24 protein-coding genes are annotated in these 25,494 nt (G+C 59.9%); 13 read left to right on the forward strand and 11 right to left on the reverse strand.

Annotation, left to right across the window (positions count from 1 at the left end; all coding sequences use genetic code 11):
• The first annotated feature begins 176 nt into the window (after positions 1–176).
• A complete protein-coding gene (locus ACA064_RS30490; RefSeq protein ID WP_497671407.1) occupies positions 177–3,026 on the forward strand; it encodes a class I adenylate cyclase in 2,850 nt (949 codons plus the stop codon).
• A 6-nt stretch (positions 3,027–3,032) separates the two neighbouring features.
• Here ACA064_RS30490 and rnk read toward each other — a convergent pair whose 3' ends face one another.
• The 3 genes from rnk to cyaY all read right to left on the reverse strand — a co-directional run bounded on the left by rnk (position 3,033) and on the right by cyaY (position 4,312).
• Positions 3,033–3,446: a nucleoside diphosphate kinase regulator gene (gene rnk / locus ACA064_RS30495; RefSeq protein WP_497671408.1), complete on the reverse strand. Its 414-nt coding sequence runs from the start codon at positions 3,444–3,446 to the stop codon at positions 3,033–3,035.
• 310 nt (positions 3,447–3,756) lie between these two features.
• Positions 3,757–3,975, reverse strand: a complete 219-nt coding sequence (locus tag ACA064_RS30500) for a DUF1289 domain-containing protein (protein WP_497671409.1) — start codon at positions 3,973–3,975, stop codon at positions 3,757–3,759.
• Between the two features lie 4 nt (positions 3,976–3,979).
• On the reverse strand, positions 3,980–4,312 hold the full coding sequence (gene cyaY / locus ACA064_RS30505) for an iron donor protein CyaY (protein ID WP_497671410.1): 333 nt from the start codon (positions 4,310–4,312) through the stop codon (positions 3,980–3,982).
• A gap of 217 nt (positions 4,313–4,529) precedes the next feature.
• On the opposite strand from cyaY, the gene lptM reads away from it, so the two are divergent.
• The 7 genes from lptM to ACA064_RS30540 all read left to right on the forward strand — a co-directional run bounded on the left by lptM (position 4,530) and on the right by ACA064_RS30540 (position 10,697).
• Positions 4,530–4,700, forward strand: coding sequence for an LPS translocon maturation chaperone LptM (gene lptM, locus ACA064_RS30510; RefSeq protein WP_497671411.1), 171 nt, complete (start codon positions 4,530–4,532; stop codon positions 4,698–4,700).
• 9 nt (positions 4,701–4,709) lie between these two features.
• A complete protein-coding gene (gene lysA, locus ACA064_RS30515; protein WP_497671412.1) occupies positions 4,710–5,957 on the forward strand; it encodes a diaminopimelate decarboxylase in 1,248 nt (415 codons plus the stop codon).
• Positions 5,958–5,961: 4 nt separating this feature from the next.
• The gene (gene dapF, locus ACA064_RS30520; protein ID WP_497671413.1) at positions 5,962–6,792 is read left to right on the forward strand and encodes a diaminopimelate epimerase; all 831 of its coding nucleotides are present in this window, start codon (positions 5,962–5,964) and stop codon (positions 6,790–6,792) included.
• 13 nt (positions 6,793–6,805) lie between these two features.
• Positions 6,806–7,531, forward strand: coding sequence for a DUF484 family protein (locus tag ACA064_RS30525; protein WP_497671414.1), 726 nt, complete (start codon positions 6,806–6,808; stop codon positions 7,529–7,531).
• A 2-nt stretch (positions 7,532–7,533) separates the two neighbouring features.
• Positions 7,534–8,433 (forward strand): tyrosine recombinase XerC, encoded by a 900-nt coding sequence (gene xerC, locus ACA064_RS30530; RefSeq protein WP_497671415.1) that lies wholly within the window; start codon positions 7,534–7,536, stop codon positions 8,431–8,433.
• A complete protein-coding gene (locus tag ACA064_RS30535) occupies positions 8,430–9,137 on the forward strand; it encodes an HAD family hydrolase (RefSeq protein WP_497671416.1) in 708 nt (235 codons plus the stop codon). The genes xerC and ACA064_RS30535 overlap by 4 nt, the downstream gene beginning before the upstream one ends.
• A gap of 291 nt (positions 9,138–9,428) precedes the next feature.
• Entirely contained in the window at positions 9,429–10,697 is a 1,269-nt protein-coding gene (locus tag ACA064_RS30540) for an IS110 family RNA-guided transposase (RefSeq protein ID WP_497671417.1), read from the forward strand.
• Between the two features lie 156 nt (positions 10,698–10,853).
• On the opposite strand, the gene sutA is transcribed toward ACA064_RS30540, so the two are convergent.
• From sutA to glnK, 4 genes are all read right to left on the reverse strand, one after another.
• Positions 10,854–11,177 (reverse strand): dormancy-specific transcriptional regulator SutA, encoded by a 324-nt coding sequence (gene sutA / locus ACA064_RS30545; protein ID WP_497671418.1) that lies wholly within the window; start codon positions 11,175–11,177, stop codon positions 10,854–10,856.
• Between the two features lie 103 nt (positions 11,178–11,280).
• Complete coding sequence (locus tag ACA064_RS30550) at positions 11,281–11,706, reverse strand: secondary thiamine-phosphate synthase enzyme YjbQ (RefSeq protein ID WP_497671419.1); 426 nt, start codon at positions 11,704–11,706, stop codon at positions 11,281–11,283.
• A gap of 222 nt (positions 11,707–11,928) precedes the next feature.
• Complete coding sequence (locus ACA064_RS30555) at positions 11,929–13,266, reverse strand: ammonium transporter (RefSeq protein WP_497671420.1); 1,338 nt, start codon at positions 13,264–13,266, stop codon at positions 11,929–11,931.
• Between the two features lie 34 nt (positions 13,267–13,300).
• Complete coding sequence (gene glnK, locus ACA064_RS30560; protein WP_002555808.1) at positions 13,301–13,639, reverse strand: P-II family nitrogen regulator; 339 nt, start codon at positions 13,637–13,639, stop codon at positions 13,301–13,303.
• A 422-nt stretch (positions 13,640–14,061) separates the two neighbouring features.
• Between glnK and ACA064_RS30565 the strand changes: the two genes are divergently transcribed.
• Positions 14,062–14,322: an accessory factor UbiK family protein gene (locus tag ACA064_RS30565; RefSeq protein WP_497671421.1), complete on the forward strand. Its 261-nt coding sequence runs from the start codon at positions 14,062–14,064 to the stop codon at positions 14,320–14,322.
• Between the two features lie 250 nt (positions 14,323–14,572).
• On the opposite strand, the gene ACA064_RS30570 is transcribed toward ACA064_RS30565, so the two are convergent.
• Positions 14,573–14,878 carry a HigA family addiction module antitoxin gene (locus tag ACA064_RS30570; protein WP_497671422.1) on the reverse strand — a complete coding sequence of 102 codons (306 nt, stop codon included), beginning with the start codon at positions 14,876–14,878 and terminating at the stop codon, positions 14,573–14,575.
• Positions 14,879–15,254: 376 nt separating this feature from the next.
• On the opposite strand from ACA064_RS30570, the gene ACA064_RS30575 reads away from it, so the two are divergent.
• Positions 15,255–16,748, forward strand: a complete 1,494-nt coding sequence (locus ACA064_RS30575; protein ID WP_497671423.1) for a YifB family Mg chelatase-like AAA ATPase — start codon at positions 15,255–15,257, stop codon at positions 16,746–16,748.
• An 88-nt stretch (positions 16,749–16,836) separates the two neighbouring features.
• Here the strand turns inward: ACA064_RS30575 and ACA064_RS30580 are convergent, their stop codons facing one another.
• Together ACA064_RS30580 and ACA064_RS30585 are read right to left on the reverse strand one after the other, a co-directional pair.
• Positions 16,837–18,051, reverse strand: coding sequence for an aldose 1-epimerase family protein (locus ACA064_RS30580; RefSeq protein ID WP_497671424.1), 1,215 nt, complete (start codon positions 18,049–18,051; stop codon positions 16,837–16,839).
• 211 nt (positions 18,052–18,262) lie between these two features.
• Entirely contained in the window at positions 18,263–19,183 is a 921-nt protein-coding gene (locus ACA064_RS30585; RefSeq protein ID WP_497671425.1) for a LysR substrate-binding domain-containing protein, read from the reverse strand.
• A 158-nt stretch (positions 19,184–19,341) separates the two neighbouring features.
• On the opposite strand from ACA064_RS30585, the gene ACA064_RS30590 reads away from it, so the two are divergent.
• A complete protein-coding gene (locus ACA064_RS30590) occupies positions 19,342–20,742 on the forward strand; it encodes a NorM family multidrug efflux MATE transporter (RefSeq protein ID WP_497671426.1) in 1,401 nt (466 codons plus the stop codon).
• 97 nt (positions 20,743–20,839) lie between these two features.
• On the opposite strand, the gene ACA064_RS30595 is transcribed toward ACA064_RS30590, so the two are convergent.
• On the reverse strand, positions 20,840–22,507 hold the full coding sequence (locus ACA064_RS30595; protein ID WP_497671427.1) for a putative bifunctional diguanylate cyclase/phosphodiesterase: 1,668 nt from the start codon (positions 22,505–22,507) through the stop codon (positions 20,840–20,842).
• A gap of 265 nt (positions 22,508–22,772) precedes the next feature.
• Between ACA064_RS30595 and rep the strand changes: the two genes are divergently transcribed.
• Positions 22,773–24,782 (forward strand): DNA helicase Rep, encoded by a 2,010-nt coding sequence (rep, locus tag ACA064_RS30600; protein WP_497671428.1) that lies wholly within the window; start codon positions 22,773–22,775, stop codon positions 24,780–24,782.
• 71 nt (positions 24,783–24,853) lie between these two features.
• Positions 24,854–25,426 carry a xanthine phosphoribosyltransferase gene (locus tag ACA064_RS30605; protein ID WP_497671429.1) on the forward strand — a complete coding sequence of 191 codons (573 nt, stop codon included), beginning with the start codon at positions 24,854–24,856 and terminating at the stop codon, positions 25,424–25,426.
• Positions 25,427–25,494 lie beyond the last annotated feature (68 nt).

The following is a 25,494-nucleotide window of genomic DNA, read 5'->3' on the forward strand; positions in this document are numbered from 1 at the left end:
GCGTCGCCCACGGGATCCCCTTTTGATGGATTCCGCGGGCACACTTCGCCCCGCCGATAAAAATTTGACGTCAAAAAACAAGATTCAACGTATAAGGTCCAGACCTTGAGGCTGTAAACTGCTCCCCATCCTGAGACCTCCCACGCTCGAGCTCCGCGAGCCGGTTTGAGTTTGCAATGACCCGCACCCATGAAATCCGCCCCGATCTGGACGAAGGAATCGATCGCAAGGTTCTGGTTCAGCTACGCGCACGTTTTCTGAAAGTCAACGAGGGGCGCATCGCCCGTGCGCTGGAAGGGTTGTCGCCACGCCAGCAAGTGGTTTTGACCTTGTTGCCGCTGTTCTTTCACGTCAACCATCCGCTGTTGCCGGGCTATGTTTCTGGCAGCACACCGGCCGGGTTGTCGAATTTCGAGCCCGACGGCCAGGCCCTCGCCGAAGCCCAGCGCCTGACCCGCTCCTTTTCCTACAAAGCTCGCCACGGCAATGCGCCGCGGCCGATCCATGGGCTGTTTCTGATGGGCAGCCTGGGCACTCTGGCCCAGGCCGACCAAAGCGACATGGATGTGTGGGTCTGCCACGCGCCAGACCTGAGCGAGAGCGAACTCGCCGAGCTGCGCAAGAAATGCCAGCTGTTGGAAGCCTGGGCCGCGGGCCAGGGGGCCGAGGCGCACTTCTTTCTGATCGACCCGAGCCGCTTCGTGCGTGGCGAACGCGATACCCAGTTGAGCTCGGAGGACTGCGGCACGACCCAACACTACTTGCTTCTGGATGAGTTCTACCGCACCGCCATCTGGCTGGCCGGGCGCACCCCGCTGTGGTGGCTGGTGCCGGTGTACGAAGAGGCGCGCTACGACCAGTACACCCATACGCTGCTGTCGAAACGCTTTATCCGCGCCGATGAAACCCTTGATCTTGGTCACCTGGCGCACATTCCGCCCGGCGAATTCATTGGTGCGGGGCTCTGGCAGTTGTACAAGGGCATCGAATCGCCTTACAAGTCGATCCTCAAGCTGTTGCTGACCGAGGTCTATGCCAGCGAACACCCGCAGGTCAAATGCCTGAGCCTGCGTTTCAAGCAGGCGGTGTTCGCCAATCACCTCGACCTGGATGAGCTGGACCCCTATATCGTGGTTTATCGGCGTATCGAGGAATACCTCAAGGCTCGCGGCGAGCCGCAACGCCTGGAACTGGTACGCCGCAGCCTGTACCTGAAGGTCAACCGCAAACTCACCGGCAACCCCGCCCAGAGTAATAACAGCTGGCAGCGCCGATTGCTTGAGCGCCTGGCCGACGAGTGGGGCTGGGATCAACGGCAGCTGGCGATGCTCGACAGTCGCAGTCAATGGAAAGTCCGCCAGGTCAGCGCCGAGCGCCGCGCACTGGTCAACGAACTGAACTACAGCTATCGCTTCCTGACTCAGTTCGCCCGTACCGAGCAAACCGCCAGCCTGATCACCAAGCGCGATCTCAATGTGCTCGGCCGCCGCCTCTATGCGGCATTCGAGCGCAAGGCCGACAAGATCGAGTTCATCAATCCGGGCATCGCTCCGGACCTGGCCGAAGACACCCTGACACTGGTGCAATCGCCCAATCGCAAGGAGCCAGGGCAAGTCCACTGGAGCCTGTACAACGGCAGCCTGAACGCGTTGGAGTGGGAGCATTTCGCGCCGATCAAGCGCAACCGTGGGTTATTGGAATTATTGACCTGGTGCCATCGCAACGGCGTGATCGACAGCAGCACCCGCCTCGCCCTGCACCCTGGCAGCAGCGACTTGCGTGAGTTCGAGCTGTTCAACTTGCTGGGCAGCCTGCAACAGACCATTGCCTTGCCGCTGACCAGTGTCGGCGAAGTACAGTTGCTACAGGCCAGCGTGCCGAGCGAAGTGCTGCTTCTGGTGAATGTCGGGATTGACCCGCTCAAACATCATCGCGAGCTGAATATTTTGATGACCACCGAGCGCACCGACTCACTGAGTTATGCCGGGGTCCGGGAAAATCTGGTGCTGACCCTCGACCAGGTCACACTCAACAGCTGGAACGAGGTCTTGGTCAGCCGCTACGACGGCGCACACGCACTGCTCGATTGTCTGCGCGATTACCTCAACAACCTGCCAGACGGACCACCGCAGCCACACTTGCGGGTCCGTTGCTTTAGCCATAACCGCGCCCAATTCATCGCCCGGCGAGTGGAGAAGATCTTCGTTACCGCGCGGAGCCTGCTGCTCGGCAAGCTCAATCACCGCTACCTGATTCAGGTCCAACAGCACTATCACGTATTGGAACTGGTCCCGGGCGAGGTCAATCATGTGGCCCTGGACAACCTGCCAGCGCTGCTCGACTACCTCGGCAAAGAGCAGCCTCGCTACAGCCCGCTGCATCTCGACCCGATGGCCCTGGAAGAGCACGATCTGGCGCTGATCCTGCCCATGGGGCTGGCGCAGTGCATCCAGGTGTTCTTCCGGATCAACGAGTCCCAGGCCGAGCTGTATGTGCTGGATGAGTACAACGCCCTGTGGCAGCAACGCGTGCCCTATTACGATGAGCAAAGCCTGCTGGTGCCACTGCAGCGCTTCCTGCAATCGATTGTGTATCGTCGCGATGCGTTGTTGCCGCTGGATCCGGCCCGGCCCATGGCAACACTCGATACCCTGTATTACCAGCTGCTGCCATCCGGGACCGGCCGCGCTCGACGGGTCGAGCCGCGGCCTGCGCCACAGACGCTGGCGAACAAACCCTTTTATGACGTCCAGGTGATTATCGGCAAGGCCACACCCGGGCAGGTGCAGGTCACCCTGTATTGCAATCAGCGAGAGTTTTGCGAACTGGAGTACGGCGACCAGCTGTTTAGCGTGGTCGCCAGAGAAATTCTCGGGCAGCGCCGCGAGGCTGAACGCTACCGCTGCTACATCACCGATCTGGACCTGTCCGGCCTGCTCGGTGATGTGCAAAGCCCGAGCAATCTTTACCTGAGATACAAAGCGGACCTGGAACGCGCGCTCAACGAGGCGCTCGATAAGGTCTGAGTCGAATCAGAACTTGCACTTACCGCCATCCTTGGGCTGGAACTCGACCTCGATCAACTCCAGCTTCAGGGTTTTACCGCCCGGCGCCGGCCAGTCAATGTGTTGGCCCGCCTGCAAGCCGAGCAGCGCGCTGCCGACCGGTGCGAGAATCGAGATCTTGCCCTCGTCGGCATTCGCGTCGTCCGGATAAACCAGCGTCAGGTGGTAGTCCTTGCCACTGCTTTCTTCACGGCAGTGCACTCGCGAGTTCATGGTCACGACATCCGCTGGGACTTCATCGTGGCCAACCAGGGTTTCAGCGCGATCCAGCTCGGCTTGCAGCGCAACGACGCCCGGCAGCGTGTCATCCAGGCTGTCGATCAGGCGCTCGAGACGTTGCACGTCCAGACGGGTAAGGATGATGGAAGGTGCGGTGCTCATGATTCAGGCAGACTCCTTTTTTCTGCACAAAAAAGCAAAACCCCGCCAGAAAAAGGCGGGGTTTTCACGGGCCTCGATGAGTTGAGGCGTACCCGGACACTATCACAGCTCAATAAATATACAAGCGGGGGGCACCAGAAGTGGCGACGCAGGCCTGTCGGGTAAACCCTGTGGCGAGGGAGCTTGCTCCCGCTGGGGCGCGCAGCGGCCCTAAAACCTGCAAACCCGTTGTGTCAGGCACACAGCATTCTCAGGTTTTACGACTGCTGCGCAGCCGATCGGGGGCAAGCCCCCTCACCACAATAGTTCGTCAGGTTGAAGATTTGCGCCGCTGGGCCTCGGCACAAATCACCCGCCGCCGCTCGTCGTCGGCCGAACGCCACTCGCGGATGTCTTCCACATGGCGAAAGCAGCCGAGGCAGACTTTCTGCTCATCCAGGCGGCAAACGCTGGTGCACGGCGAAGGCACGGCCGGGCTGACGTTGCTGTACAGCGGCTTGGCCGCACGCACGGGAACGGGCTGCGTCACGACCTCAGAGACCTTCGAAATCGAGTTCCACATCCGCCTGCTCAAGCACGATGCGCTGCAGCATTTCACCCAGCTGCTCTTCGCTCTTGTCGCACATCCAGCGCTCGCTCTCTTCGTCATAGTCGAAGTGGAAACCACCGGAACGGGCGGCCAGCCACAGCTGACGCAAAGGCTCTTGGCGGCTGAAGATCACCTGGCTGCCGTTTTCGAACTTGACGGTGAGCACACCGGCCGAGTTCTCCAGATCTACGTCCAGCTCACTCTCATCGAAAATATCCTCCAGCGTCTGTTGGGTGGCATCGACCAGATCGTGGAAGCGGGCTTCAGTCAAACTCATTGCGGGAACCTCAAAAAGTGTCTACTCACGCTCAAGCGCCGCAAGATACGGGCGCATCCGAACGAATGCAAAGGATACCGATCAAGCGCCCGGCACTGGCATAAATTATCCGCCGAGGCACGTCAAACCCCCGCCGGACGGCCAGCCGCCCGCATAGGCAAGCTGTCGGGTGGCCGGTATACTCCGGCGCAATTAACGCATTTTCAAGGATTTCGCCATGAAGCGCCTGATCTCTTCCCTTGCTGCGCTCGTCGCGGTTGCCTGTCTTGTGTCGGCCTGCGGTCAAAAAGGCCCGCTGTACCTGCCCGATGACAAACAAGATCCTGCAGAACAGGCCAAGTCGTCGCAGAAGTCGCCGTCCAAATCGCACAAGCACGACGTTTACTAAGGGAACTCCATGGACGCTTTTAACTACCGTGACGGTGAGCTGTTCGCGGAAGGTGTTGCCCTGTCCGCCATCGCCGAACGCTTTGGCACACCGACCTACGTCTACTCCCGCGCGCATATCGAAGCCCAGTACCTGGCTTACGCCGATGCGCTGGCCGGCATGCCACACCTGGTTTGCTTCGCAGTCAAGGCCAACTCCAACCTGGGTGTACTGAATGTCCTGGCGCGTTTGGGCGCTGGTTTCGACATCGTCTCCCGTGGCGAGCTGGAACGTGTTCTGGCTGCTGGTGGCCAGGCTGACAAGATTGTCTTCTCCGGCGTCGGCAAGACTCGTGACGACATGCGTCGCGCGCTGGAAGTCGGCGTGCACTGCTTCAACGTCGAGTCCTCCGACGAGCTGGAGCGCCTGCAAGTGGTGGCCGCCGAGCTCGGCGTTCGTGCGCCGATCTCGCTGCGGGTCAACCCGGACGTCGATGCTGGCACGCACCCGTACATTTCCACCGGTTTGAAAGAAAACAAGTTCGGTATCGCCATCGCCGACGCCGAAGACGTGTACATCCGTGCCGCGCAATTGCCGAACCTGGAAGTGGTCGGCGTCGACTGCCACATCGGTTCGCAACTGACCACCCTGGCGCCCTTCATCGATGCCCTCGACCGCCTGCTGGCCCTGGTCGATCGTCTCGGCGAGTGCGGGATTTACCTGCGCCACATCGATCTCGGTGGCGGCCTCGGCGTGCGTTATCGCGATGAAGAGCCACCGCTGGCCGCGGACTACATCAAGGCCGTGCGCGAACGTCTGGATGGTCGCGATCTGGGGCTGGTATTTGAACCGGGCCGCTTCATTGTGGCCAACGCCGGGGTGCTGCTGACCCAGGTCGAATACCTCAAGCACACCGAACACAAAGACTTCGCCATTGTCGACGCCGCCATGAACGACCTGATCCGCCCGGCGCTGTACCAGGCCTGGATGGACGTCACCGCTGTGCGCCCTCGCGCTACTCAGGCTCGAGCTTACGACATCGTCGGCCCTATCTGCGAAACCGGCGATTTCCTCGCCAAGGATCGTCAGCTGGCGCTGGAAGAAGGCGACTTGCTTGCCGTGCATTCGGCCGGGGCCTATGGCTTTGTCATGAGCTCCAACTACAACACTCGCGGCCGTGCCGCCGAAGTGCTGGTAGACGGTGATCAGGCTGTTGAAGTGCGTCGCCGCGAGACGGTAGCCGAGTTGTTTGCTGGCGAAAGCCTGCTGCCGGAGTAAAACCATGCTGCTGCGTTTTACCAAGATGCACGGCCTGGGCAACGACTTCATGGTCCTCGACCTGGTCAGCCAGCACGCGCACATTCTGCCCAAGCATGCCAAGCAATGGGGCGATCGGCACACCGGCGTCGGCTTCGATCAATTGCTGATCGTCGAAGCGCCGAGCAATCCGGACGTGGACTTCCGTTATCGGATCTTCAATGCCGACGGTTCCGAAGTGGAACAGTGCGGCAACGGCGCGCGCTGCTTTGCGCGCTTCGTACTCGATAAACGCCTGACCGCAAAACGGCAGATCCGCGTCGAGACCAAAAGCGGCATCATTGAACTGGATATCCGCAGCGACGGCCAGATCAGTGTCAATATGGGACCGCCGCGCCTGGTGCCGGCCGATGTCCCATTCGAGGCCGAGGCTCAGGCCAAAAGCTATACGCTTGAGGTTGACGGTCAGGCCGTCGAACTGGCCGCGGTGTCCATGGGTAACCCGCACGCGGTGCTGCGCGTGGACGATATCAACAACGCGCCGGTGCATGAGCTGGGACCGAAAATCGAAAACCACCCGCGCTTCCCGGCCCGGGTCAACGTCGGTTTTCTCCAGGTCATCGACCGGCAGCGCGCGCAGTTGCGCGTCTGGGAACGCGGGGCCGGGGAAACCCAGGCCTGCGGGACCGGTGCCTGCGCCGCCGCAGTGGCCGCGATCAGTCAGGGGTGGATGGACTCGCCACTATTGATCGACCTGCCCGGCGGGCGCCTGTCCATTGAATGGGCCGGCCCTGGCGAACCGGTGATGATGACCGGCCCGGCAGCGCGCGTATACGAAGGACAGGTGCGTCTATGAGTGAGCTAAATCCATGACCGATCAGCCCCAGGTTCCAGCCCTGCAGCCCGACGAATCCCCTTCCGAAAGCCTTGAGGCGGCGGCCATTGCCGCGTACCTGGAGGCTCATCCGGATTTCTTCGCCGAGCACGAAGAATTGCTCCCGGCACTGCGCATCCCCCACCAGCGTGGCGACACCATTTCCCTGGTCGAGCGGCAGCTAAAACTGCTGCGCGAACGCAATATCGAGCTGCGCCATCGCCTTTCGCAACTGATGGACGTCGCTCGCGACAACGACCGGCTGTTCGACAAGACCCGCCGGCTGGTCCTCGCGCTGATGGATGCCAGCAGCCTGGAAGACCTGGTGATCAGCGTCGAAGACAGTCTGCGCCAGGACTTCCAGGTGCCTTTTGTCAGCCTGATTCTGTTCAGCGACAGTGCCTTGCCAGTAGGTCGCTGGGTCACCGTTGCCGAAGCCCAGCAAGCCATCGGCGGCTTGCTGTCGGAAGGCAAAACCGTGAGCGGAAGTTTGCGCGAACACGAACTGGACTTCCTGTTCGGCGAAGAACAGCGCAAGCAAATTGGCTCCACGGCAGTTGTCGCCCTCAGCCATCAAGGCCTGCATGGCGTCCTGGCCATCGCCAGCCGCGATCCGCAGCACTACAAAAGCTCGGTGGGCACGCTGTTCCTCAGCTACATCGCCGAAGTCATGGGCCGCGTACTGCCGCGCATCAACAACTCCCTACGCTCGGTGCGCTAACCATGGAACGACAACTGGACGCCTACTGCGCTCACCTGCGCAGTGAGCGCCAGGTGTCACCCCATACCCTGGAAGCCTACCGCCGCGACCTGAACAAAGTGCTGGCGCACTGCGAGAAACAGCAGATTTCCAGCTGGTCCGCCCTGGACATCCAGCGCTTGCGCAGCCTGATCGCCCGCCTGCACTCCCAGGGCCAGTCCTCGCGCAGCCTGGCGCGCCTGCTCTCGGCGGTTCGCGGGCTTTATCATTACTTGAACCGCGAAGGCCTCTGCGACCACGACCCGGCCAATGGCCTGGCACCGCCCAAGGGCGAACGCCGGCTCCCCAAGACCCTGGATACCGACCGCGCGTTGCAACTGCTCGATGGCGCGGTCGAGGATGATTTCCTGGCCCATCGTGATCAGGCGATTCTGGAGCTGTTCTACTCCTCCGGTCTGCGCCTTTCGGAACTGACCGGACTCAATCTCGACCAGCTTGATTTGGCCGACGGCCTGGTCCAGGTTCTCGGTAAAGGCAGCAAAACCCGGGTTCTGCCGGTCGGCCAGAAGGCCCGTGAAGCACTGCAACTGTGGCTACCCCTGCGCGCCCTGACCAACCCTGCAGACGACGCGGTATTTGTCAGCCAGCAAGGCCGGCGCCTGGGTCCACGGGCGATTCAGTTGCGGGTCAAGGCCGCTGGCGAGCGTGAGCTGGGGCAGAACCTGCATCCACACATGCTGCGGCACTCCTTCGCCAGCCACTTGCTGGAATCTTCCCAGGACCTGCGCGCCGTCCAGGAGTTGCTCGGCCACTCAGACATCAAGACCACGCAGATTTACACTCATCTGGATTTCCAGCATCTGGCGTCGGTCTACGACAGCGCCCATCCACGGGCTAAACGCAACAAAGGCGGTGAGCAATGACGATCAAACTGATCACTTTCGACCTCGACGACACCCTGTGGGACACCGCCCCGGTCATCGTCAGCGCCGAAGCAGTACTGCGCCAATGGTTGGCAGAGCATGCGTCGGACCTCGGCGGCGTGCCTGTCGAGCACCTCTGGACGATCCGTGAGCGCATTCTGAGCAACGAACCCGACCTCAAGCACCGGATCAGCGCCCTGCGACGCAAAGTGTTGTGCCAAGCCCTGGAGGAAGCCGGCTACGCCCCCCCGCAGGCGTCAGAGCTGGCCGAGCAGGCCTTTGAAGTGTTTCTGCATGCGCGGCATCAACTCGAGATCTTTCCCGAGGTGCAACCGACGCTGGAAGTGCTGGCCCGACACTACACCCTGGGAGTAGTCACCAATGGTAATGCCGATGTGCGTCGGCTGGGGTTGGCGGACTACTTCAAGTTTGCTCTCTGCGCGGAAGATATCGGGATTGGCAAGCCGGATGCGCGGCTGTTCCAGGAAGCCTTGCAGCGAGGGGGCGTCACGGCTGAAGCCGCCGTGCATATCGGCGATCACCCAGGCGACGACATCGCCGGGGCCCAGCAGGCGGGCCTGCGGGCAATCTGGTTCAACCCTGGCAGCAAAGCCTGGGAAGCCGAGAAACAGCCGGATGCGGAGATTCGCAGTTTGAGCGAGCTGCCTGAGTTGTTGGCGCGGTGGAACACAGGCTCGGCGTAATCCCCCTCTGTAGGAGCGAGCTTGCTCGCGATATAGGTAGTCCGTTCCTTACTCTTCCATACTGACATTCGCTGGAAGTCGGTTGTCGGCGAGGAAGGAACATGCACCTGTGGGCTACGAATATGCTCGCGAAGCACTCGATGATTAGTCCATCACCTTCGAGCCCACAGGTGCGCTTGCGCCCGATAACGAATTCTCAGGGAAAGCCACACACGGCTCTCTATATCGCCTTCGCTGGACGCAAGCATGCATGTCCCTGCATGTACTTTAGCGCTCTTGTGGAGGTTTTCCATGCAGCCGCTCCTGGCTCAGAATTTCACTGCTTATGTCGGAATTGATTGGGCGGATGCCAAGCACGACACCTGTTTGCAGATAGCTGGAGAGACTCAGCGGAGTTTTGAGGTCATCGATCACAAGCCTGAATCAATTGACCGGTGGGCAAAGTCGTTGCATCAGCGGTACGGTGGCCCGACCGCGATCGCCGTGGAGTTAGACAAAGGACCGCTGATAGCGGCTCTGCAAAAATATGAGTTCTTTTGCCTGTTTCCGATCAATCCGAGCACCCTGGCCCGGCACCGTAAAACCTTTGTGCCGAGTGGCGCCAAGGATGATCCGACGGATGCTCAATGGGCGCTCGAGCTGTTGCTCAATCACCCCGAACGGTTTCCTCAGCTGGTCCGGCAAAGCCCGGCCATGCGTTCGCTGGCCAGCCTGACCGAGCATCGCCGCGGCTTGGTCGATGACCGGGTCAAGATCAGCAATCGCCTGGTCTGCATGCTCAAACAGTACTATCCGTTGGCCCTGGAGCTGTTCCACGACCATGACACGCTGGTTTTCTGTGAGTTCCTGACGCGCTGGTCGACGTTTGAAATGCTTAAGCGCGCTCGGCCAACTACCGTTTTGAAGTTCCTCCACGCGCATAATGTTCGCCATTTCCAGCTCAATCAGCAGCGTTTGGCGTTGATCGCCAACGCCATGCCATTGACTGACGATCCGGGAGTGGTCAGCCCTTCAGCACTGTATGTGCGGGCCCTGGTGCCGCAACTGAAAGGGATCATCACGGCGATCAAAGACTTTGATCGGGAGATCGAAAAAACCGCCAACACCCTGGCCGACTACCGTCTCTTCAAGGCCTTGCCCGGCGCGGGACAGCATCTTGCGCCACGGCTGATGGTGGCCTTTGGGGAGCAGCGGGATCGCTTCAAGGATGCCAGTGCTGTGCAGCGATATGCCGGGATCGCCCCGGTCACCGAACGCAGTGGCAAGAAAAAAGTCGTCCACTGGCGCTATCAATGCGCAACGTTTTTGCGCCAGACGTTTGTTGAATGGGCTGCACATAGCATCAACCAGTCGGTATGGGCCGAGGCGTATTATCGCCAGCAAAGAGCCAAAGGCTGCTCATACCAAGCAGCTCTCAGGGCACTGGCGTTCAAGTGGATACGGATCGTTTATCGGTGCTGGAAGACCAGCACCGTGTACGACGAAAACGTTTATCTACAGGCCTTGCTCCGGCACGGCTCGCCTTTGAACAGCGAGCCGGACAACGCCAAACCGAGTTGACGGAAAGGCTCAGGGCGTGATGGACGTTAACGATAACGCGTGTTTTCTGAATAAACGCGCCGACCTTGAGTCCATCGCGAGCAAGCTCGCTCCTACACAGCCCATGAAAAAGCCCGCAGCGACGGCGGGCTTTTTCAGCAAGCAAGTAGCAGGCGCTCAGATAGGCCGGCTGCCGTACTTGTTGTCAGGCTTCTTTGGTGGATCAGCCACCACGTTGGCCTCGACTTCCTGCACCTTGCCGCCTTTGGCAAGGAACTCTTCCATAGCGCGAGCCAGAGCATCACGCTCCTTGTTCTTGGCCTCGACACTCGGTAGTTCATCGACCGAAACAGCAGCCTTGGCCTTGCCTTTGGCGGTCGGAGCAGGCGCATCGCCGCTGTCGTCGTCAGCGACGTCTTCGGCCGCTACTTCAAGACCTTCTTCGGTCTCGTCTTCGTCACCTACTTCGAGGTCGTCGTTTTCCAGATCATCGTCGCTCATGTTCTACCTCATGACTTGCGAAAAGCAGATTAGTTATAGCCCAGCTTCGCCGACTGTCGAAGGCCGCCGGAGAAAAAATCATCATCCGCTGGTAACCAGCGGTTTATGCCCCATCACCGTGCAAGGTGGCGAGGACTTTACGGGCACCGCCATGATCACGATGCTCGCCTAGATAAACACCTTGCCAGCTACCCAGCGCCAGTCGACCTGCCGTGACCGGCAAACTCAACTGACAGCCCAGCAAACTGGCCTTGAAGTGCGCCGGGAGATCGTCCGCGCCTTCGTCCTCGTGTTCATATCCGGCCAGTCCTTGTGGGACCAGCCGATTGAAAAACCGTTCGAAGTCGCGACGTACCGCCGGATCGGCGTTCTCGTTGATGGTCAACGACGCCGAGGTATGCTGCAGCCACAAATGCAACAGACCGACCCGACATGCCTTCAATTCAGGCAGGCCGGCGAGTAACTCGTCCGTTACCAGATGAAAGCCCCGAGGCCTCGCCCGCAGGGTAATCAGAGTCTGTTGCCACATACAGTTCTCCGCACGTTCGGCGCGCATTCTAGCGCGCTCTGGGAAAAAACAAAGGGCCTAATATTCCTCCAATGCTGTAAGCCATTGGCCCGACAAAAATAGCTGCCGCGAACACCCTCGCAAGCGCAAGAAAAAACCTTTCAGCTGTTCCCTTACTGACAAAAGCCAGACAAAAAAATGCCCGGCAAGCCGGGCAATTTTTTTCTCGTATTTCTCGAGCGCTTACAAGTTGTAGCCACGTTCGTTGTGTAGCGCCAGATCGATGCCGACCGCCTCTTCCTCTTCGGTGATCCGCAGGCCCATGACGGCATCCAGCACCTTGAGAATGATGAAGGTCACGATCGCGGTGTAGATCACCGTGAAACCGACGCCTTTGCATTGAATCCAGACTTGCGCCGCGATATCCGTCACGGTGCCGAAACCGCCCAGCGAAGGAGCGGCGAACACACCGGTGAGGATCGCGCCGAGGATACCGCCGATACCGTGCACGCCGAAGGCATCCAGGGAGTCATCGTAGCCCAGCTTGCGCTTGAGGGTGGTGGCGCAGAAGAAGCAGACCACACCGGCGGACAGACCGATTACCAGAGCACCCATCGGGCCGACGGTGCCTGCTGCCGGAGTGATAGCAACCAGACCGGCTACTACGCCGGAAGCGATACCCAGAGCGCTTGGCTTGCCGTGTGTGACCCACTCGGCGAACATCCAGCCCAGGGCGGCAGCAGCGGTCGCGATCTGAGTCACCAGCATGGCCATACCGGCCGTGCCGTTGGCCGCCGCGGCGGAACCTGCGTTGAAACCGAACCAGCCGACCCACAGCATCGCGGCACCCATCAAGGTGTAACCGAGGTTGTGCGGGGCCATTGGAGTGGTCGGGAAGCCTTTACGCTTGCCCAGCACCAGGCAGGCGATCAGACCGGCTACACCGGCGTTGATGTGCACCACGGTGCCGCCAGCAAAGTCCAGCACGCCCCAGTCCCACATCAGGCCGCCGTTACCGGACCAGACCATGTGCGCGATCGGTGCGTAGACCAGGGTGAACCAGATACCCATGAAGATCAGCATGGCGGAGAACTTCATCCGCTCGGCGAAGGCACCGACGATCAGCGCTGGAGTAATGATGGCAAAGGTCATCTGGAAGGTGATGAACACCGCTTCAGGGAACAACGCCGCAGGCCCGGTCAGGCTCGAAGGGGTGACACCGGCGAGGAACGCCTTGCCCATGCCGCCGAAGAAGGAGTTGAAGTTGACGACGCCCTGCTCCATGCCGGTCGTGTCGAACGCGATGCTGTAGCCATAAATGACCCACAGAATGCTGATCAGACCGGTAATGGCGAAGCACTGCATCATCACGGATAGAATGTTTTTCGAACGAACCATGCCGCCGTAGAACAGCGCAAGGCCGGGAATCGTCATGAACAGCACAAGCGCTGTCGAGGTCATCATCCAGGCAGTATCGCCGGAGTTGAGGACTGGGGCTGCCACTTCGTCTGCCGCCATAGCCAGGCCGGGCATTACGAGGGACAACAGGGCTCCTAGCCCTGCGAATTTACGCAGAGTCATATTGTTTTTCTCCTGGGGCGTTGGGTTTGGCGGCTTAGATTGCGTCGGTATCGGTTTCGCCGGTACGGATGCGAATAGCCTGTTCCAGATTGACCACGAAGATCTTGCCGTCACCAATCTTGCCGGTGTTGGCCGCCTTGGTTATCGCCTCGATAACCCGATCAAGATCCTTGTCGTCAATGGCGACATCAATCTTCACCTTGGGCAGAAAATCGACCACATACTCCGCGCCGCGATACAGCTCGGTGTGACCCTTCTGCCGCCCGAAGCCTTTGACCTCAGTAACGGTAATGCCCTGCACGCCGATCTCGGACAACGACTCGCGTACGTCGTCCAGTTTGAACGGCTTGATGATGGCAGTGACTAGCTTCATGAAAACTCTCTCCCGAATTGGTGGACTTGCCCCAGGAAAACAAACCCGACTCAAGTCTAAGCGCAGTGCCTGGCTTTGTAACGCATCGTCGGCCTTGCTCGGCCACACCGATGCCCGCTAACCACTGCTGACGAAACACTTCCCCGCTCCGCCTGCCGCACTGCATTCGTCACAGCGACTGCATCAGTGCATGGGTCATCAAGGACTAAGCAGAAAGCTTGCCATCTCCTGAAAACCCTCTGAATTCAATCCCTTGGTCGCAACTGCAAGCGTCTGCTCAACACTGGCGCAACAGATACGCACAACAACGGTGCGTGACTGCCCGGCTCCATGCGCGAAAAGCGTGCAGCCTGCCTGCGTCAATGACTATAGACACTGCGTGATACACTGCCCGCATCTGATACTCAGGACACCTGACTCCCATGCTCGCGCCAAAAGACCTCCTCGACGCCCTGAGCGGCCACGCTTCGCGCCTGTTCAGCGGCGACACCGCGCTGCCCCGCAACGAAATCGAAAGCCAGTTCAAAGCCCTGCTGCAAAGCGGTTTCAGCAAGCTTGATCTGGTAAGCAGAGAAGAATTCGACAGCCAGATGGTGGTCCTGGCGCGCACCCGAGCCCGGCTGGAAAGCCTGGAAGCCAAGGTTACCGAGCTTGAGGCGAAGCTGAGTCCGCCAGCGGAGTAGTCCCGCAACAAACCCCCTGTGGGAGCGAGCTTGCTCGCGATAAGGTCGGAACGACCTTCCAGCAATCTCGAACACTGCTACATCAGCGAGTCCGGGGTTTATGCGTTGCTGGTCATATGTTGCCCGAGGGGGAGCGCCCCCGAAGTGCAACCCCTGCACCTTGGTAGAAACGCGCCTCAAGGTTGCTTCAATCGTTTTAAGCTCTAAAAGAACGAACCCCACGCCTTGGGCATGGGGTTCGACAGGCATGTCAGGCGCAGTGTGGAAGGCGTTCAACCTGATCCCGGATTGCGGCCCCTCGCTCGATTTCAGTTTTGCGCAGATCGTATGTCGATTGCAGGTTCAGCCAGAACTCGGGAGTGGTGTTCAGGCAAATGGAAAGCCTGAGCGCCACATCGGCGCTGACGCCGCGGCGCTGAAGCACAATGTCATTCACCGTTGGGGTGGATACATTCAGCGCCCTGGCCAAAGCCGCTGCCGTAAGACCCAAAGGCTCCAGGTATTCCTCTTTAAGGATTTCGCCGGGGTGAACCGGGCGCATCTCGGTTCGGCTCATTCATGGCCTCGCTTCCAGTTGCGACCGCTGCGCGGTCATTCGCCGGCAAGCCCGCTGCCACAGGTACCGCAGCGAATTGAAGGGATTAAACCAGCGCCTGTCAGCTAACAGAAGTCTATGGCTGGACGATCAAATGTGGCGAGGGAGCTTGCTCCCGCTCGGCTGCGAAGCAGTCGTAAAACCGGCGGATGCGTTCATTCTAAAGAAACCGTGATAGCTGGTTTCAAGCAGGTTAATAACTTGTCCCCTCATCTGCAAACCGATCATTGATACGTCTTGTAAACGTCTGCTGTGGCTTTACACCGCAATCTCATTGCAACTCAACTACCCTTCCAAAACCGCAGGAAGCGGTTCTCGCACCCTCAAGGAATGATCTATGTCTCTGGCCATCGTCCACAGCCGCGCCCAAATCGGCGTGGAAGCGCCTGCCGTTACCGTCGAGGTCCATATGGCCAACGGCTTGCCATCCCTGACGCTGGTCGGCTTACCGGAAGCCGCCGTCAAGGAAAGCAAAGACCGGGTGCGCAGTGCGATTCTCAATTCAGGCCTCCAATATCCGGCACGTCGCATCACCCTGAATCTTGCTCCGGCCGATCTGCCAAAGGACGGCGGGCGCTTTGATCTGGCGATTGCCCTGGGGATTCTCGCGGCCAGCGTGCAGGTCCCGACCTTGACCCTGGACGATGTGGAGTGCCTTGGGGAACTGGCGCTGTCTGGCGCCGTGCGGGCGGTACGTGGCGTGCTGCCGGCGGCCTTGGCCGCACGCAAGGCCGGACGAACACTTGTGGTACCGCGCGCCAATGCCGAAGAGGCTTGCCTCGCTTCGGGATTGAAGGTGATCGCGGTAGATCACTTGCTGCAGGCAGTCGCGCACTTCAATGGCCACACGCCTATCGAGCCTTTTGTTTCCAACGGCTTGCTGCTGGCGAACAAGCCTTATCCCGACTTGAGTGAGGTCCAGGGCCAGTTGGCCGCCAAACGAGCCTTGCTGATTGCTGCAGCGGGCGCTCACAACCTGCTGTTCAGCGGCCCTCCGGGTACCGGTAAAACACTTCTGGCCAGCCGCTTGCCCGGTTTGCTGCCACCGCTGGACGAAAATGAAGCGCTGGAGGTCGCAGCGATTCAATCGGTCGCCAGCCATGTGCCCTTGAGCCACTGGCCCCATAGACCGTTTCGCCAACCCCATCATTCGGCATCCGGCCCGGCGCTGGTGGGCGGTGGCTCGAAACCACAGCCGGGGGAGATCACCCTCGCCCACCATGGCGTGCTGTTTCTCGATGAATTGACGGAGTTTGAACGCAAGGTGCTGGAGGTTTTAAGAGAGCCGCTGGAGTCCGGCCATATCGTGATCTCCCGGGCCCGCGATCGAGTACGTTTCCCGGCGCGGTTCCAATTGGTCGCTGCGATGAACCCCTGCCCTTGCGGCTACCTCGGCGACCCCGGCGGCCGTTGTCGTTGCACGCCGGAACAAATTCAGCGCTATCGCAACAAACTCTCCGGCCCGCTGCTCGACCGCATCGACCTGCACCTGACCGTCGCCCGCGAAACCACTGCGCTCAACCCCACGCCCCAACCCGGGGATGACACCGCCAGCGCTGCCTTACTGGTCGCCAACGCTCGCGAGCGGCAGCAACGGCGGCAGGGTTGTGCCAATGCCTTCCTTGACCTGCCGGGCCTGCGCCAACACTGCAAGTTATCCACAGCCGACGAGAACTGGCTTGAGTCAGCTTGCGAACGTTTGACCCTGTCGTTGCGGGCAGCCCATCGACTGCTCAAGGTGGCGCGAACGTTGGCGGACCTTGAGCAGGTCGACATGATCAGTCGGGAGCATCTGGCTGAGGCGTTGCAGTATCGGCCCACGAGTCAGTAAGCCGCGCTTGTAATCATTTTTTGAAGAAAACCTTCATTTCTAATCGTTTTTCTCAACGAATAATCGATTTTTCAGGTTTTCCTCACTTTTACTCCTTGCTCAGATCCACCAACGGCGTCTGCCGCACTTCGGTCTCACGCCCGTTTTGAATCTCACTAACCCGCTTCAACGCTTTATCCACAGCCGGCTTATCCGCCAACAAGCTATAGCTGATCTGGAACTGCTTCTGCTGTTTGGCCCCGATGCTCGGCACCAGGTTCAGCGGCCGCTGATACCGTCGGTTGTAGGAGAAGCTGGTACCCGGCTCCAGGCCGGTAACGTAGCCCTGGCCTTGGGTGTCGGTGTTTTTCCACAGGGAGAACACTGGTAATTGCTCGGTGTTGAAACCGACCGCTACGCCCAGGCTGCCCGCCTTGTTATGCAGAACGGTGAGTGTGTCGCCCTTGGCGTCCGCGTAGGGCACCACGTTGTAGACGGTCTCGTCGTAGTCCTTGGTCGGTCCTCGGTAGGTTTGCCAGTCAGACAAATCCGCTTTCGCCTTGTCGTTGAACGGTGAGACTTGTTTCACTGGCGCGGCGAATCGTGCGCCCTGTTCAAGAAATGGCGTGCTGAAGTTGCTGTGGTAGAGCGCCTGGTATTCCTTCGGATAGTCGCCGTTGTTGGTCAGTGTGTCGTTGAGTGCGAAGCGCGCGCTGCCGGGTTCGGTCAGCAACTCCGTGACAATTGAAAAGTCGACTTTCTTGAAGGCTTGCTCTTTGAGCTCACCGCGCAGGCTGATGGCATAGGGTGGTTTTTCGTCGATATGCAGGGTCACCTTGTTCGCCGGGATGTTTGCGGCGCGGCCATGCAGGGTCAGCAGTTCGCCGTTGTCCATGCCGGGGTGACCGACCCATTCGTAGCCGCAGCGGGCGACCAGTTCGTTGAAGCCTTCCAGCCAGCCCAGTCCGCCCCGACCGTTGAGTTCAATGAACGCTGGATTGACCACTTCCTTGACCGGCGAATCCCAGCCCATGCGCACATCGCCCACCGACGCCTGCAGCACGTTCATGCCGCGGGTCGGCACTACCGACAATTTCATCACGCCGTTGTCGATGTCGACGATGCTGACGCCCTCCTGGCGACCGCCATGCAGTGTGCGCAGGGTCACGGAGAATGGCTGGGCGGTTTTTACTCCCAATTGTTCGCTGGTGATCTGGAAATTTTGCGCGGCTTTGTCGGTATCGAGCAGTACGTAGTCCCAAGCCATGGCGTGAGAGGCAACAGTCAGTGTGCTGAGGGCAAGCATCAATTTGAACGGGGTCATGGGAAAGCCTTTCTTGGAGTTGTGCAATTTTTATAGCGCTGATGAAACGATTCAGCAAGTATAAAAACCCACAGTTGAACGCCAATCGAGCTTTGGCAGCGGATTCGCCACGGCGCGGATTTCGGGAATTTGAGGTGCTTGTGCTGACGTCTTCGCGGGCAAGCCCGCTCCCACAGGGTTTATACGCTCGCAATCACGAGGCGTGATCGTTTCAGCTCAAGCACTCGACCTCCGGCAACACCATTGCCTGGACTTCGCTCTGGAGAAAATCGCTGAGCCGGCGCAGTCGTTCGCCGCCGGGGCGGGTTTTCGGCCAGACCAGGTAATAGTTCTCGCCACTGGCCACCGCCGTCGGCCACGGCAGGCTCAAGCGCCCTTGGGCGACGTCTTCGGCGACCATCAGCAGGTCGCCCATGGACACCCCATAACCTCGGGCGGCGGCGATCATGCCCAGCTCCAGGGTGTCGAAGACCTGCCCACCCTTGAGCGACACCTGCCCGGACAGGCCCATGCGCTCCAGCCAGTTGCGCCAGTCACGACGATCCGGTGTCGGGTGCAGCAGTTCGGCGCTGGCTAGCCGTGCGGCGTCCCATGGCTGATCGCTCAACAGGTTCGGCGCGCCTACTGGGATCAACAGTTCGGGAAACAGATAGCTGGCCTCCCAATCCGGCGGAAAGTGTCCATTGCTGAGCAGCACCGCGCAGTCGAAAGGCTCCTGGTTGAAATCGACCGAGTCGACATCCATCCAGGCGCTGGTCAGTTGCACTTCGTTTCCCGGCTGCAAATGCCGGAAACGGCTGAGGCGCGCCAGCAGCCAGCGCATGGTCAAGGTCGATGGAGCCTTCATGCGCAGGATGTCATCCTCGGCGCGCAAAGTATTGCAGGCCCGCTCCAGTGCCGAGAAGCCTTCACGGATCCCGGGCAGCAACAGGCGCGCGGCTTCGGTCAATTGCAGATTACGGCCACTGCGTTGAAACAGGCGGCAGGCGAAGTGATCTTCCAGGGTGCGAATGTGTCGGCTGACCGCGCTCTGGGTGATCGACAGCTCCTCGGCCGCTCGAGTAAACGAACTGTGTCGCGACGCCGCTTCAAAAGCGCGCAAGGCGTAAAGAGGAGGAAGACGACGGGACATCAGGAAAGCTCCTATAGCGCAATGTGGAAACCTCAGCAGAAACTCTCAAGCATGAGTTTTAATCATGTCACCGATCGTTTTTATCCCTTTGTGCGAATCGCTGCAAGCGCCGAGAATCAACCCTTCCAGTTCACTTTGAATAATCGAGTCTGATGATCATGCAGCATCCAGCACGTATCGAACTCTGGGCCATCCTGCGGCTGGCCGGGCCGCTGATCGCCTCGCAGTTGGCGCACATGCTGATGGTGCTCACCGACACTCTGATGATGGCCAAGCTCAGCCCCGAAGCCCTCGCCGGTGGTGGTTTGGGCGCGGCCAGTTATTCGTTCGTGTCGATTTTCTGCATTGGCGTGATTGCCGCGGTAGGCACCCTGGTTGCCATTCGCCAGGGCGCCGGCGACATCGAAGGTGCCGCCCGCCTGACCCAGGCCGGGCTCTGGCTGGCCTGGCTGATGGCGCTGGTGGCCGGTTTGCTGCTGTGGAATCTCAAGCCGGTGCTGCTGCTGTTCGGCCAGACTGAAAGCAACGTTCACGCGGCCGGCCAGTTCTTGCTGATCCTGCCGTTCGCCCTGCCCGGCTATCTGAGTTTCATGGCCTTGCGCGGGTTCACCAGCGCCATTGGCCGCGCGACTCCGGTGATGGTCATCAGCCTCGGCGGCACCGTCGCCAACTTTCTGCTCAACTATGCGTTGATCACCGGTATGTTCGGCTTGCCGAAGCTGGGGCTGATCGGGATTGGGTTGGTCACGGCAATCGTCGCCAACTGCATGGCCCTGGCGCTGGCCTGGCATATTCGCCGGCATCCGGCTTACGACGCTTATCCGCTGCGTCAGGGTCTGTCGCGGCTCAACCGCCAGTACCTGCGCGAGCTGTGGCGTCTGGGCCTGCCGATCGGTGGCACCTATGCGGTAGAAGTCGGCCTGTTTGCCTTCGCTGCGCTGTGCATGGGCACCATGGGCAGCACGCAACTGGGGGCACACCAGATCGCCCTGCAGATTGTCTCGGTGGCGTTCATGGTTCCAGCGGGTATTTCCTACGCGATCACCATGCGTATCGGTCAGCATTACGGCGCCGGGCAGTTGCTCGATGCGCGCCTGGCCGGTCGGGTCGGGATTGCCTTTGGTGGAGCGGCGATGCTCGGTTTCGCCATGGTGTTCTGGCTGCTGCCAAACCAGCTGGTGGGGCTGTTCCTCGACCACAACGACCCGGCCTTTCGCGAGGTGATCAATCTGGCTGTGAGCCTGCTGGCGGTAGCGGCCTGGTTCGAGTTGTTCGACGGCACGCAAACCATCGCCATGGGCGCGATTCGCGGGCTCAAGGATGCCAAGACCACTTTTCTGGTGGGGCTGGGCTGCTATTGGCTGATCGGCGCGCCGGCCGCGTGGCTGATGGCCTTTACCCTCGATTGGGGGCCGACGGGTGTCTGGTGGGGGCTGGCGCTGGGCCTGGCCTGCGCGGCGGTGAGCCTGACGCTGGCGTTTGAATGGAGGATGAAGCGGATGATTAAAAGCGAGCCGTCAGGACAGCAGCTGCAATTTCCGGCGGCTCAGCCGGATTAGATCGGTGGTGAATCCATAAAAGATCGCAGGCTGCGGCAGCTCCTACGCCGACCGCATGCGAACCCAATCCTGTAGGAGCTGCCGCAGGCTGCGATCTTTATGCTTGGGTCACCGCGTGCTGACTGGTGCCAAAGGTCAGGTATTCCACCAGTTCCGCCAACGGCAACGGCTTGCTGATCAGGTAACCCTGCACCTGATCGCAGCCAAACCCGCGCAGCAACGCCAGCTGCTCCGGGGTTTCGACGCCTTCAGCCACCACTTCGAGATTGAGGTTGTGGGCCAGGTTGATCATCGCGTGCACCAGTTTGCGGTTCTCTTCGCGCTGTTCCATACCACCGACGAAGCTTTTGTCGATCTTCAGCAACGCGATCGGCAGGCTATTGAGGTGGACGAACGAGGAGAAACCGGTGCCGAAATCATCCAGCGAGAAACGCACGCCCAAACGACCCAGCGCGTCCATGGTCTGCTTGACCAGATCACTGCGGCGCATCACCGCGGTTTCCGTCAGTTCGAACTCCAGCCATTGCGCCTCGACGCCACGCTCGGCAATCAGTCGGCTCAAAGTCGAGAGCAACTGGCTGTCCTGAAACTGTCGGAACGACAGGTTGACCGCCATGTGCAACGGCGGCAGGCCGCGTTCACGCAAGGCCTGCATATCGCGCAAGGCGCGGGAAATCACCCAGTAACCGAGCGGCACGATCAAGCCGCTCTGCTCGGCCAGCGGCACGAACTCACTCGGCGGTAACAGCCCACGCTCGTTATGTCGCCAGCGCACCAGAGCCTCGAGGCCGACAATCTGCCCGTCTTCCAGGTTCAGCCGCGGCTGGTAATGCAATTCCAGCTCGTCGCGACGCAAGGCCCGGCGCAGCTCGCTTTCAAGATCGGCGAGGCTGCGGGCGTTACGATTGATGCGCTCGTTGAAGATGTGGAAGGTGCAGCCCTGAGTGCTTTTGGCCTGTTGCATAGCGATATGCGCATGCCACATCAACGGATCGGCACCGGCCTGGGCGCGTGCGTGGGCAATGCCCAGGCTACAGCCGATCAGCAAGCTCTCGCCATCGACCCAGTAAGGTTCGGACATTGCCTCGATAATCCGCTCAGCCATCCACTCGGCACGCTGCGGTGCCCGACGGGTGTCGATCAGCAAGGCAAACTCATCGCTGCCCAGGCGCGCCAGTTGATCGCCGGCCTCCAGCTGGCTTTTAAGCCGCGAGACCACTTGCAGGATCAACCGGTCACCGGCCTGGTGCCCAAGAGCATCGTTGGCATGGCGAAAATTATCGAGGTCCAGATGGCCCAATGCGAGGCCACGCCCTTCATTCTCGGCAAGACGGGTCGCCAGCAAGGTCTGGAACCCCTGGCGATTGGCGATGCCGGTCAACGGGTCCTGTTCGGCCAGGCGTTGCAAGGTGTTTTCCAGCACACCCCGTTCACGAACATGGCGCAGACAGCGGCGCAAGGTGGCGATATCCAGGGTATCGCGGACCAACCAGTCGCTGACACCGTCGGGCGCAACAACCGGTTCATGTTCGAGCAGCAATACCGTTGGCAAACTGCAGCGACCCGGAGCGGGTTGCAGGGCTGGAATGGTCAATAACACCGCGCTGCGGTCGTCATCGAACACACTACTGACCGACTCCCAGGTCGGCGCACTGATCAGCACAGCCGAGCTCCCCATAGGAGCCAGACACTCGCGCAACAACGCTGCCCACGCCGGCTCTTCGGCCAGCAGCAGCAAACGCAAGGGTTCGACAGGCGTAGACAAGCTAGCTCCCTAGACTCTGCAATAGATGTTGGCGGCGGGCATTATGCCGCGCAGATAAACTATGACCAACGCTATTGATAATCAAACACGATGTGGTACCACTCAAGCACGAACATTAGACGCAATATCAGCGCGCATCCTGCGGGAAAGTATCAAAACCGGCAAATTTAGATCGAGTGCTACGTCACAAGTCGCACAGAGGCAGCAGAATCTTTCCAGCCTGTTAAAATGCCCGCCCATTTCGCAAGCGACTCCCAATTCCGTCATGTCCCGACTCAATCCCCGGCAGCAAGAAGCCGTGAACTACGTCGGCGGCCCTCTTTTGGTGCTCGCCGGCGCTGGCTCCGGCAAGACCAGCGTAATCACCCGCAAAATCGCCCATCTGATCCAGAGCTGCGGCATCCGTGCCCAGTACATCGTCGCCATGACCTTTACCAACAAGGCCGCGCGGGAGATGAAGGAGCGAGTCGGCACGCTGCTCAAGGGTGGCGAAGGCCGTGGTTTGACCGTGTGTACGTTCCACAATCTGGGGCTGAACATCATCCGCAAAGAGCATACGCGGCTGGGCTACAAGCCAGGTTTCTCGATTTTCGACGAGACCGACGTCAAAGCCCTGATGACCGACATCATGCAGAAGGAATACGCGGGCGACGACGGCGTCGACGAGATCAAGAATATGATCGGCTCGTGGAAAAACGACCTGATCCTGCCGCCCGAAGCCCTGGAAACCGCGCGCAACCCGAAGGAACAGACCGCCGCCATCGTCTACACCCACTACCAGCGCACGCTCAAGGCCTTCAATGCGGTGGACTTCGACGACCTGATCCTGCTGCCGGTAAAGCTGTTCCAGGAACACGACGACATCCTCGACAAGTGGCAGAACAAGGTCCGCTACCTGCTGGTGGACGAATACCAGGACACTAACGCCAGCCAGTATCTGCTGGTGAAGCTGCTGATCGGCAAGCGTAACCAGTTCACCGTGGTGGGCGACGATGACCAGTCGATCTACGCCTGGCGCGGTGCCCGCCCGGAAAACCTGATGCTGCTCAAGGACGACTATCCGTCCCTGAAAGTGGTGATGCTGGAGCAGAACTACCGCTCCACCAGCCGCATCCTGCGCTGCGCCAACGTGCTGATCTCGAACAATCCCCACGAGTTCGAAAAACAGCTATGGAGCGAGATGGGGCACGGCGACGAAATTCGTGTGATCCGCTGCCGCAACGAAGACGCTGAAGCCGAGCGCGTGGCCGTCGAACTGCTCACACTGCACCTGCGCACCGATCGGCCCTACAGTGATTTCGCGATTCTTTATCGCGGTAACTACCAGGCCAAGCTGATCGAGCTGAAGCTACAGCATCACCAGATTCCCTATCGCCTGTCCGGCGGCAACAGCTTTTTCGGACGTCAGGAAGTCAAAGACCTGATGGCCTACTTCCGCCTGTTGGTCAATCCGGACGACGACAACGCCTTCTTGCGGGTGATCAATGTCCCACGCCGGGAAATCGGTTCGACTACCCTGGAAAAGCTTGGCAACTACGCCACCGAACGCAAAATCTCGATGTACGCCGCCACCGAAGAAATCGGCCTCGGCGAGCATCTGGACAGCCGCTTCACGGATCGTCTGGCGCGCTTCAAGCGCTTTATGGACCGCGTACGTGAACAGTGCGCGGGCGAAGACCCGATTTCCGCCCTGCGCAGCATGGTCATGGACATCGATTATGAGAACTGGCTGCGCACCAACAGTTCCAGCGACAAAGCCGCGGACTACCGCATGGGCAACGTCTGGTTCCTGATCGAGGCGCTGAAGAACACCCTGGAAAAAGACGAAGATGGCGAGATGACCATCGAAGACGCCATCGGCAAACTCGTCCTGCGCGACATGCTGGAACGCCAGCAGGAAGAGGAAGACGGCGCCGAAGGCGTGCAGATGATGACCTTACACGCCTCCAAGGGCCTGGAATTCCCCTATGTATTCATCATGGGCATGGAGGAGGAAATCCTCCCCCACCGCTCCAGTATCGAAGCCGACACCATCGAAGAAGAACGCCGCCTGGCCTACGTCGGAATTACCCGAGCCCGTCAGACCCTGGCCTTCACCTTCGCTGCCAAGCGTAAGCAATACGGCGAGATCATCGACTGCGCGCCCAGCCGCTTCCTCGATGAGCTGCCGCCGGACGACCTGGCCTGGGAAGGCACCGACGATATCCCGACCGAAGTCAAAGCCGTTCGTGGCAACACTGCATTGGCGGATATACGCGCGATGTTAAAGCGCTAGAATTGACTACTTTTTAACCGAACACTTTTTATCAGAGCTTAGGCGCACAAAGCGCTAAAAGAGGACGTTCCGTGGAAGCTTTGCACAAGAAAATTCGCGAAGAAGGCATCGTACTTTCTGATCAAGTCCTGAAAGTCGACGCTTTTTTGAACCACCAGATCGACCCACAGCTGATGAAGCAGATCGGTGACGAGTTCGCCACGCTGTTCGCCGATTCGGGCATCACCAAGATCGTCACCATCGAAGCCTCGGGCATTGCACCCGCGATCATGACCGGTCTGAAGCTCGGCGTGCCGGTGATTTTCGCCCGCAAGCATCAGTCCCTGACCCTGACTGAAAACCTGCTGTCGGCAACCGTGTACTCGTTCACCAAGCAGACCGAAAGCACTGTGGCGATTTCCCCACGGCACCTGACCAGCAGCGACCGGGTGCTGATTATCGATGACTTCCTGGCCAACGGTAAGGCTTCGCAGGCGCTGATCTCGATCATCAAGCAAGCCGGCGCCACCGTGGCGGGCCTGGGTATCGTGATCGAGAAGTCTTTCCAGGGCGGCCGCGCGGAGCTGGACTCCCAAGGCTATCGCGTCGAATCCCTGGCCCGGGTGAAATCCCTGGCCGGTGGTGTCGTGACCTTTATCGAGTGATGGCTGTAGCCGCAAAAAGATCGCAGCCTTCGGCAGCTCCGCCGACCGCATTCCTCTGTAGGAGCTGC

Source organism: Pseudomonas sp. LBUM1658 (genome assembly GCF_059716055.1).